The sequence below is a fragment of the Parasynechococcus sp. genome, from assembly GCF_042954245.1.
GTDB lineage: Bacteria > Cyanobacteriota > Cyanobacteriia > PCC-6307 > Cyanobiaceae > Parasynechococcus.
In genome coordinates, this window is sequence record NZ_JBGKDP010000003.1 from 1 (window position 1) to 8968 (window position 8968).

Here is an 8968-nt window from a genome sequence, read left to right on the forward strand (position 1 = left end):
GCCCGATGCAGAAGTAGGCGCTGCCGATGCACCTGAATCGGCCAGCGGGGATCGGAACCGAACAGCAGCGGATCTTCAATCAGAGCCACGGCCCGTCCCGGATGAAGCGCGGGATGGTGCTCAAACAGCTGATGGGGAAAAACGAGACTGAGATCCAACGTCAGCTGTCCTCCCCAGCAAGGCAGCAGGCACGACGACCCAGGGCGGTGGCATAGGCGCGATCCACTGGTCCTTCCATGGGGCTCAGCTGGCCGGCGCGGCAATTCACTACCACTTTTTCGCGATGGCCTTGCTGATCGTTGAGCCGCAGCACCAACTGCCAGTGGTTCTTGGCGCTGCGAGTGATCCCATCGGCACACACAGGCCCAGTACACAGGCCGGGGGACGCCCAGACTGGAGTGGCGAGAAGAAACACTCCTGCCAGAGCCATGCAGAGATGACGAATCATGCGGAGAGTTCCTGAGGCTGCTCTTCTAAAGCAGCCATGGCATCAGCGTCGGTGCCATCGTCGGAAGGGTGGAAGAAATCGTGGATGTCGCGGGCCAGCGCCGGGCCCACACCAGGGGCCTTGGACAGGGTCTCAGCCGATGCCAGCTGGATGGCATCAATCGAATGGAAGTGAGCCAATAGATCCTTGACCCGCTTGGGCCCAACCCCGGGGATGTCCGACAGGCGTGAACGCTTCATCCGCTCACCACGCTGCTGGCGGTGGAAGCTGACGGCGAAACGGTGGGCTTCGTCCCGCAGGCGGCGAAGGAGCACAACCCCGAGCTGATCCGGTTCACTCTCCAGCGGCTGGCTTTCGCCAGGAAGAAACACCTCTTCGCGCTGCTTGGCAAGGGAGCAGACGTTGAGGTCCTCGTGCAGGTCCAGCTCCCGTAGGGCCTCCATCACGGCTGAGAGCTGGCCCTTACCGCCATCAATCATCACCACATCGGGCCAGTCGTTGAGGCCGTCGGTCTGCAAAGCGCTGCCGCCCTTGTGACGCAGGGCACCCACATCCACCCCTTCCGCCTTGGCCCGGGCCCAGCGCCGAAAACGACGGCGCATGATCTCTGCCATCGCCATAAAGTCGTCGCTGTGGCCAGCGCGGATGCTGCTGCTGCGGATCTTGTACTTGCGGTAGTGCTGCTTGGCGGGCAGTCCGTCGATGAACACCACCTGGGAGGCCACGGCATCGCTGCCCTGGATGTGACTGATGTCGTACCCCTCGATCCGCCGCGGCGGGGTCGGCAACTCCAGCAGTTGCGCCAGATCCTCCGTGGCCAACGACTGCTTCTCCTGACCTTGCTTGGCGCGGAGCAACTCAAACTCCGCATTGCGCTGCACCAATTCGATCAGGTCGGCTTTCTGCTGGCGCTGGGGGCAGTGGATCTGCACCCGACGCTCACGCTGTTCCGAGAGCCAGTCCTTCATCAGTTTCTGCTGCGGCAGAGCGTGCTGCACCAACAGCTCGGGGGGCACCTCAACGGAATCCACCTGGCTGTAGTGCTCTTCAATCACCCGTTGCAGGATCAGGCCGGGTTCCAGACCTGAGGCGTCGGCGGTGTAGCCGAGACGTCCCACCAACTTCCCGGCGCGCATCTGAAACAGCTGCACGGCCGCCAACCGTTCATCAAAGGCAAGGGCTAGCACATCCCGACTCACGGAGGAATCCGGCAAGCTCATCTTCTGGTCGGCGGTGAGCTGATCCAGCCCCTGAAGTTGATCGCGGACCCGGGCCGCCGACTCGTAGTCCATCCGCTCGGCGTACCGCTCCATCTGCTCCTGAAGCAGCTGCTGCAGTTCATCGCTGCGGCCCTGAAAGACCATCGCCACCTTGCGCAGGGTGCGGTGATAGTCCTGCGAACTGATTTTTTCCTGGCAGACCCCCGGACAGCGCCCAATGCTGTAGTTGAGGCACGTGCGGTCGGGGTACATCGGACGGGGCCGTTGCCGCAGCGGGAACACCCGCTTCACCAAGAACAGGGTGCGGCGCAGTAGCCCGACATCGACATAGGGCCCGTAAAAGCGATCCAGGGGATTACGGAAGCGGCGGCGACGGGTGATGAAAATCCGTGGGTAGGCCTCACTCCAGGTGATGCAGAGGTAGGGATATTTCTTGTCGTCCTTCAGCAACACGTTGAAGTGCGGCTGGTGGTTCTTGATCAGGTTCGACTCGAGAACGAGGGCTTCCGCCTCACTGTCGGTGACGATGAACTCGATCTCATAGACCTGGCGCGTCATCAGCCGGATCCGTGGCGACAGATCGTGGCGGCTGCGGAAATAGCTGCGCACGCGGCTGCGCAACGCCTTCGACTTGCCGACGTAGAGGATCCGGTCGTCGTCGTCCCGCATGAGATAGCAACCCGGCTCAGCGGGGATCTCCTTCAGGCGACGTTCGAGACGCTCAGGCTGCGTCAGCAGCGGTGCACCGGAGGCGGCATCCACCAGGTCAGCTCAGCCGCCGTAATTCCAGCCGGTGCTGGCCAGGTTGAGGGCCTCGCCATCGGCGATCAGACGCGCCGTTTTCACTTCACCCACAAAAACGGTGTGATCACCATGCTTGATCGAACCCACGAGCTCGCACTCCACACCTCCGACGGCGTCGGTGAGCAGGGGAAGACCAAGTTCGCCTTCCTCGAAGGGTGCCGCTTCAAAGCGACCACCGAGCGCCTTCTGGGGCTTGAAAAACACGGCCGCCAGATCCTTCTGATCGGACCGCAGCACGTTGAGAGAGAACTTGCCGGTGGCCTCGATGATGGCATGACTGCTGCTGTCAGCCCGTACGCCCATCACCACCAACGGCGGTTCGAACGATCCTTGGGTCACCCAGCTGGCGGTGAAACCGTTGACCTCATCGCCGTTGCGCACGCCGCAGATAAAGAGTCCGTGGGGAATCTTGCGAAGCAGGACCTTCTTGGCGTCGGCGTCGAGGCTCATGGCACGAATGCAGTAGCTGAAATCTAAACAGCGATCCGCTGCATAAGATCCGCCCATCGCTGATTCCCGATGCGGGCGCTCTACCCCGGCAGTTTCGACCCTCTGACCAATGGTCATATGGACCTGATCGAGCGGGCGGTCAGCCTGTTTGGTGAGGTGGTCGTTGCTGTGCTCAGCAATCCGAGCAAACGGCCCGCTTTCAGCGTCGAGGAACGGATCGAACAGATCCGCACGGCGACACGCCATCTCTCCGGCGTTGAGGTGATCAGTTTCGATGGCCTCACGGTGAACTGTGCCGTCACCCATCGCGCCGACCTGATCCTGAGGGGCCTGCGAGCGATGAGTGACTTCGAATACGAATTGCAGATCGCCCACACGAACCGCTCATTGGCGGACGATCTGGAGACGGTGTTCATGGCCACCACGGCACGCCACAGCTTTCTCAGCAGCTCTGTGGTGAAGGAAGTGGCCCGCTTCGGCGGATCGACCGACCACATGGTCCCGCCAGAGGTGGCGAAGGACCTCAACAGGCTCTTTAATTCGGCTTTCCCCGCCAGCTGAGATGAACGACGTCCGGTTCTCCGTTCTCGATCAACTCGATCAGTTGGAGGAGGTTGTGCTGGAGGGTAGTCGGCTGCCCTTCACCGGCGGACGTCTGGTCAACGAAACCGATGCCGTTGAGCTGCTGGATGCCGTCCGCGATGAATTGCCGAAGGAGGTAGAGCGGGCCGTCAAATTGCTGGATCGCCGGGACGAGTTCATCAACACCGCTCGCAAGAACGCTGAAGAAATCGTTGAGCAGGCCCAGCGTCAGCGCGAACAGCTGGTGAACAACGCCGCCATCCGTCAGGAAGCGGAACGGCAAGTGAATGAGATGCGTGAGCAGGCCCGTCAGCAGTGTGAGCAGCTGCTCCAAAAAACACGGGAGCAGGGGGCGAAGTTGGAACAGGAGATGCAAAGCAAGCTGGCCCAGTTGGAGCAGGAAGGCCTGGAGCGTCGCCAACAACTGGATCAGGAGGCGATTGAGCTGAAGCGTCAACACGCTGAGCAACATGACTCCAGCCGCCAGCAGGCGCTGCAGGATCTGGAGACGATTCGCCGTGAAGCCATGCGTCTGCAGAAGGAAGGACGGGACAAGGCCGAGCGGATTCACAACGATGCGCTGCAGTTCCGCCAGCAGACCCAACAGCAGTGTGAGGCGCTGATCCAACGCAGCCGCCAGGAGGCCGCCGGCGTTCAGGACGGCGCCAACCGTTACGCCGAACAGACGCTGGGTGAGCTGGAGGTACGCCTCAAGGAAATGGCCCAGGTGGTGATGGCCGGCCGCCAGGAGCTGTCCAAGATTCAGACGATCCGCTCAGCGGCCCCTGCCGCCAACGCCACTGACGACACCAAAACCGTGCCGTTCAGTCGGACCCACCGGGCAGCGTCCCGGCTGCGGTCCATGCGGGGCAACGGCTGATCCGCTGGCTGGCCAGCAGGATCTGGCCCATCACGGAATTGGGTGCGTAGGACCCGTTGGCAATCATGCTCACGTAACGCGGTCCATCGGCAGTTTCAAGAATGCCGGAGATGGAGCGAACACCGCTGAGGGTGCCGGTTTTGCCCCAGAAGCGCCCCTGAAGTGAGCTGCCGCGGAAATAGTTGCGCAGCGTTCCCCTCTGGCCAGCAATCGCCATCGATGCCTGGTAGTAAGCCGCCAGGGGGTGTTGCGCCATGCGCCACAGCAACACGGACAAGGAACGACTGGTGAGACGGTTGCCCCGTGAGAGTCCGCTGCCATCCCGCAGCCGAAGTCCCGTCATCGGGACCCCCTGGGTTTGCAACCAGCGGGTGGTGGCGATGGACGCACGATTCACATCCCAGACGTCCGCCGCCTCCCGCATCAGCACCTCAGCGGTGAAGTTATGGCTCTCTGTGTTGGCCAGGCTGAGCAGGGCGTGCATCGGCGCGGAATCCTCGCTGTGCAGCACCACACTCGCCCCCCTGTTCCGCGCGAGGGCCGCTTCCCGGGTCCGCTGATCAACCATCTGCAGGCGGATCTGCCCCCCCTGCTGACGCACGGTGGAGTGGAGGATCCGCTGCAGCCGTGCCGCTGGATCCATCACCGCCATGTGCAGAGCATTGCTGGTGAGGGCGAGGCGGGTGATCGGTGCGCCGTAGGCGTAGGAGCGATCCGCAGGATCCCAATCAGCGGGCCACCAGCGCTGACGCGGTTCCTCCCGCACCATCAGCTGAACAGGCGCTACGGCGAGGCTAGTGATGCTGCGGGAGCCGCCCTGACCGAGAGCCACCATGGCGAACTTCTGGATCTCGGCAATGCTGAGGTCGGGATCGCCTTCCCCCACGATCTCCAGCGATCCATCGGGGTGACGCAACAGCTGCGTCTTCAGACGGAAGTCGGGGCCGAGACGATCGAGGGCAAAGGCCGTGCTGACTAGTTTCTGATTCGATGCAGGGATCCGGGGGATCCCTCCGTTCAGATCAGCCAGCAGCTGACCCCGTTGATCGAGAACGCTGACGCTCCACAGCCGCTCTTCCGTGCCTACCGCTGATGCCAAGGCCGTCTGTAGAGCCGGGCAAAGCGCACCGCCGCTGAGCATGGCCTGGCCCTGATGTTGAACCACCGGGGGCGGTGCCAACAGTGGAGGCGCTGCCATGAGGGGCAACCGGGGCACCAGCACCAGCAGGGTGACCAGGGCAGAGCGAATCACAGAGGCATCACTCCGCTCACAACACCGTTCAGGCGGTAGAGGCGTCCTTCCAGCTCAAGGGGCACCCCCACCTTGAGCTTGGTGCCACCGATCACAACGCCGGAGGGTTTGATCTCGGCCTGAGCCTCCATCACAAAACGGGCATGCCGGGGCAGAGCTGTGCCGGGGGCATCCGCAATCACCACCGAACCATCGGGCTGCACTGCCGTCAGGGGATTGGTGAGGTCATCCACCGACACCAGGATCACCCGACCGGCCGGTTGATTACGGATCACGATGTTAAGCGCCGCTTCCTCCCGGGCTGAATTCAGCAGCTGCTCGGGATCAGCGCTGTAGAGGTGATGCACATCAACGCTGACCTGCACAGGCTTCACGGCACCCATGGCCTTGGCGACCGCATTGGAGAGCTTGGGGGACCAGATCACTCCGGCCAGAGCTGCCAGAGCAACGACTCCGGCCACCGCATCGATGGGTGAAAGGGATCGAAGCCTGTTGAGCACCATCGAAAGGGAGCCTGGGCTCGAACATTAAAGAGAGTCTGAGCCTGAATCAAGCCAGGGGCGGCTCAATTGCGCAGCCCATCAAGGAAGCGGTCGACACCGGAAAGCTGTTGCTTGATGCTGTCGGGATCTTCACCGGCCAGAAGCGCTGCTGTGGTGTCGGGATCCGGACGTTCGGGAAGCACCTCCAGCTGCCGGTAACCATCGGGATTCTGGCGATAGAGACGCCAGTCATCGGGGAAGCAGCGCATCAGTGCTCCTCCCTCCAGGGGCTGAAGCCAATAGGCCTGCTGCCAGCTGGCCACGAAACCCTTACGGCGCTCCCGGGCCACGCTGCCGATGCCCACGGAGGCATCTTCGAGACGCCCGTTCAGCATCAAGACCACTCCAGCGTGGTTTTCACATAACGCCTGGAACTCCTCGTAATCAGCAGGGGAGGGGTTCACCGCAAGCAGTAGGCGTGTGTCGGGGGCATTGCTCTCCGCACGTTTGAGCTGATTGAAATCGAGGATCACATCCTTGAGGTCCTCCGCATCGCGACGGGCCAGGGCGGCAGCACCGGCATCGGGCCAAACCATCAACAGCTGCTGATCGGCAGCGATCAGTGCACGGGCCAGACGCACCGCCACCGGGAGCAGGCGAAGGCCCTCAAAGCGGAGGCTTGCGGCCCAGCGTTGACCGTCGCCGGATCCAACGGCCGCCAGGGCGGCTTGGAACATAGCCTCCTCGGCCGCGAGCAGATCCGCGGGAAGGGAGAGACAGGAAGCGTCGGGTTGAGTCATCGCCAAAGCATGTCAGGAAAATGTCTCCAGAACGGATGCAAAACGGCTGGGAACGGCGTCGAGATCCTGATCTGACAGCCAGGGGCCAAGGGTCAGCCGCAGGCCCGACTGACGTTCAGGCCCGGGAACGCCCATGGCCGTGAGCACAGCACTGTCAGCACTGCTGCCACTGCTGCAGGCACTGCCACTGCTGCAGGCCAGCCCCGCCACCGCCAGCCGTCGCACCAGATCGCGTCCCGGCAGGGGTTGGCCATCGGCGGTGGTTGCCAGCAGCGCGATGTGATGGGGCAGACGGTGATCGGGTGGAGGGCCGCAGAGCTGAAACTGGGGAAGCACCAGCAGGCGTTCGAGCAATTGATCCCGTTGACGACGGATCTGGGTTGAACAGCCCGAGGGGACGGGCTGGCTGACGGGGTCAAAGCTGGGGAGTGCCATCAGGGCTTCGGCCATGCCGCTGACCAACTCAACAGGTTCGGTGCCGGAGCGCAGGCCGTGTTCCTGGCCGCCACCGCCCTGGAGGGGTGAAAGTGCCACACCTGGGGCCCGAATCAGCAGACCCACTCCCCGGGGGCCACGGAACTTGTGGGCCGAGAGGGTCAGCAAATCAACCCCGAGCCGCTCGAAAGAGAAGCAACCCTGTGGCACCAGTTGGGTGGCATCGCTGTGGATCACGATGCCGCGCTCGCGGCAGGCCTTCGCGATCTTGCTCACAGGTTGCAGCGCACCGACCTCGCCCTGGGCTGCGATCAGGGAGACCAGCCGGGTTGGAGCAGACAACAGCCGATCGAGCTGGTCGAGCCGCACAACGCCCTGGCCATCAACAGGCCATTGAGCAATGCTCCAGCCCAAGGCTTCGAGTTGGTGGGCCGCAGCGACCACCGCTAGATGCTCTACCGCAGAGATCACCAACCGGCCCGGGACAAGACCGGCGGCACTGCCGAGCAAAGCGAGGTGAACGGATTCCGTCGCCCCTGAGGTGACGATCAACTGGTCAGGACTGACAGCAAAGCGCTCGGCGATGCGCCAGCGGGCCCGCTCCAGGGCTTCCGCTGCTGCCAACCCGGCCCCATGGAGGCTGCTGGGGTTCGCCCAGGCCGTCTGCTGCAACTGCTGCATCACCGCGATCACCGCCGGCAGGGGCGGTGTCGTGGCAGCAGCATCCAAATAGAGCTCAGGGCGTTCCACGCTCGAACCGCACCTTGGTGCGCTGCTCCAGGGACTCACTGGCGAGATTGAGCATCGAGTCGAGGGACGTGCTGCTGAGGAAGGCCTGCACCTTCTGCTGCACCTCATCGCGGAGGCAGCGGTCAGGGCGCTGACACTCGTCAGAGCAATCCTTGGAGCAATCAAAGTCGGCTGCGGCCATCTGCGCAGATGGAGCGGCAGGGGCTTCGCTGATCGACGCCATCGCCGAACCTGCTGGCACCAGATCGGGCGTCAGCACCCCGTCAAACACGGCTTCGGCGGGTCCCGTCATCAGCACGGGCCCGGTGCGATCGCGCCACTCAATCATCAACGGACCACCGGGCAGAACCACCTCGGCGCAGTCATCGGCGAGGCCCAACAATACCGCCGCCACCAGGGTGGCGCAGGCACCGGTGCCGCAGGCCAGAGTCGGGCCCGCACCCCGTTCCCAGACCCGGATCTCCAGCCGCTCACGGCTGTGCACCTGGAGGAAATGAACATTGGTCTTGGCCGGGAAGGCCGGATGCACCTCCAGGGCAGCACCCCAGGCATCAAAGGGAATGCTGGCAAGGTCGTCGACAGGCACCACCACATGGGGATTGCCCATGCCAACGGCGGCCACCTTCAGTTGCTCTCCCTCCAGCAGCAACACCCCCTGCGACAGTCCATCTTCGGACATCAAGGTTGTGGGGATGCCTTCGGAAGTGAGAAAGGGCGGGCCCATATCCACCCGCAACTGGCTATCGGCCATCAGTTCGGGGCGGATCATTCCCGCCAGGGTTTCGATGTCCCAGCGGCGGCCGGGGGCATCACCGTCGGTGTCAGCCAGATAGCGGGCCAGGCAGCGAATGCCGTTGCCGCACAT

At 63.3% G+C, this 8968-nt stretch carries 10 protein-coding genes and 1 pseudogene; 2 read left to right on the plus strand and 9 right to left on the minus strand.

Annotation, left to right across the window (positions count from 1 at the left end):
• The 4 genes and pseudogenes from ACGVJ8_RS00185 to ACGVJ8_RS00200 form a co-directional block, all read right to left on the minus strand.
• A pseudogene (locus ACGVJ8_RS00185) lies at positions 1-158 on the minus strand (cryptochrome/photolyase family protein); the annotation flags it as partial.
• Positions 159-160: 2 nt separating this feature from the next.
• On the minus strand, positions 161-448 hold the full coding sequence (locus tag ACGVJ8_RS00190) for a hypothetical protein (RefSeq protein WP_392344941.1): 288 nt from the start codon (positions 446-448) through the stop codon (positions 161-163).
• A complete protein-coding gene (uvrC, locus tag ACGVJ8_RS00195; RefSeq protein ID WP_392344942.1) occupies positions 445-2430 on the minus strand; it encodes an excinuclease ABC subunit UvrC in 1986 nt (661 codons plus the stop codon). The genes ACGVJ8_RS00190 and uvrC overlap by 4 nt, the downstream gene beginning before the upstream one ends.
• Before the next feature lie 9 nt (positions 2431-2439).
• Positions 2440-2922 carry a flavin reductase family protein gene (locus ACGVJ8_RS00200; protein WP_392344950.1) on the minus strand — a complete coding sequence of 161 codons (483 nt, stop codon included), beginning with the start codon at positions 2920-2922 and terminating at the stop codon, positions 2440-2442.
• A gap of 69 nt (positions 2923-2991) precedes the next feature.
• Between ACGVJ8_RS00200 and coaD the strand changes: the two genes are divergently transcribed.
• Together coaD and ACGVJ8_RS00210 are read left to right on the plus strand one after the other, a co-directional pair.
• The gene (gene coaD, locus ACGVJ8_RS00205; protein WP_392344943.1) at positions 2992-3483 is read left to right on the plus strand and encodes a pantetheine-phosphate adenylyltransferase; all 492 of its coding nucleotides are present in this window, start codon (positions 2992-2994) and stop codon (positions 3481-3483) included.
• A 1-nt stretch (position 3484) separates the two neighbouring features.
• Positions 3485-4384 carry a hypothetical protein gene (locus ACGVJ8_RS00210; RefSeq protein ID WP_392344944.1) on the plus strand — a complete coding sequence of 300 codons (900 nt, stop codon included), beginning with the start codon at positions 3485-3487 and terminating at the stop codon, positions 4382-4384.
• On the opposite strand, the gene dacB is transcribed toward ACGVJ8_RS00210, so the two are convergent.
• The 5 genes from dacB to dapF all read right to left on the minus strand — a co-directional run.
• Positions 4329-5636 (minus strand): D-alanyl-D-alanine carboxypeptidase/D-alanyl-D-alanine-endopeptidase, encoded by a 1308-nt coding sequence (dacB, locus tag ACGVJ8_RS00215; RefSeq protein ID WP_392344945.1) that lies wholly within the window; start codon positions 5634-5636, stop codon positions 4329-4331. The two genes, ACGVJ8_RS00210 and dacB, sit on opposite strands and share 56 nt — an antisense overlap.
• Positions 5633-6139, minus strand: coding sequence for a DUF4330 domain-containing protein (locus ACGVJ8_RS00220; RefSeq protein ID WP_392344946.1), 507 nt, complete (start codon positions 6137-6139; stop codon positions 5633-5635). Before ACGVJ8_RS00220 ends, dacB begins: the two co-directional genes overlap by 4 nt.
• A gap of 62 nt (positions 6140-6201) precedes the next feature.
• Entirely contained in the window at positions 6202-6918 is a 717-nt protein-coding gene (locus ACGVJ8_RS00225; protein WP_392344947.1) for a DUF1995 family protein, read from the minus strand.
• 12 nt (positions 6919-6930) lie between these two features.
• Positions 6931-8103: a cysteine desulfurase family protein gene (locus ACGVJ8_RS00230; RefSeq protein ID WP_392344948.1), complete on the minus strand. Its 1173-nt coding sequence runs from the start codon at positions 8101-8103 to the stop codon at positions 6931-6933.
• A partial coding sequence (gene dapF, locus ACGVJ8_RS00235; RefSeq protein WP_392344949.1) for a diaminopimelate epimerase occupies positions 8090-8968 on the minus strand: 879 nt, incomplete at its 5' end. The genes ACGVJ8_RS00230 and dapF, both read right to left, overlap by 14 nt.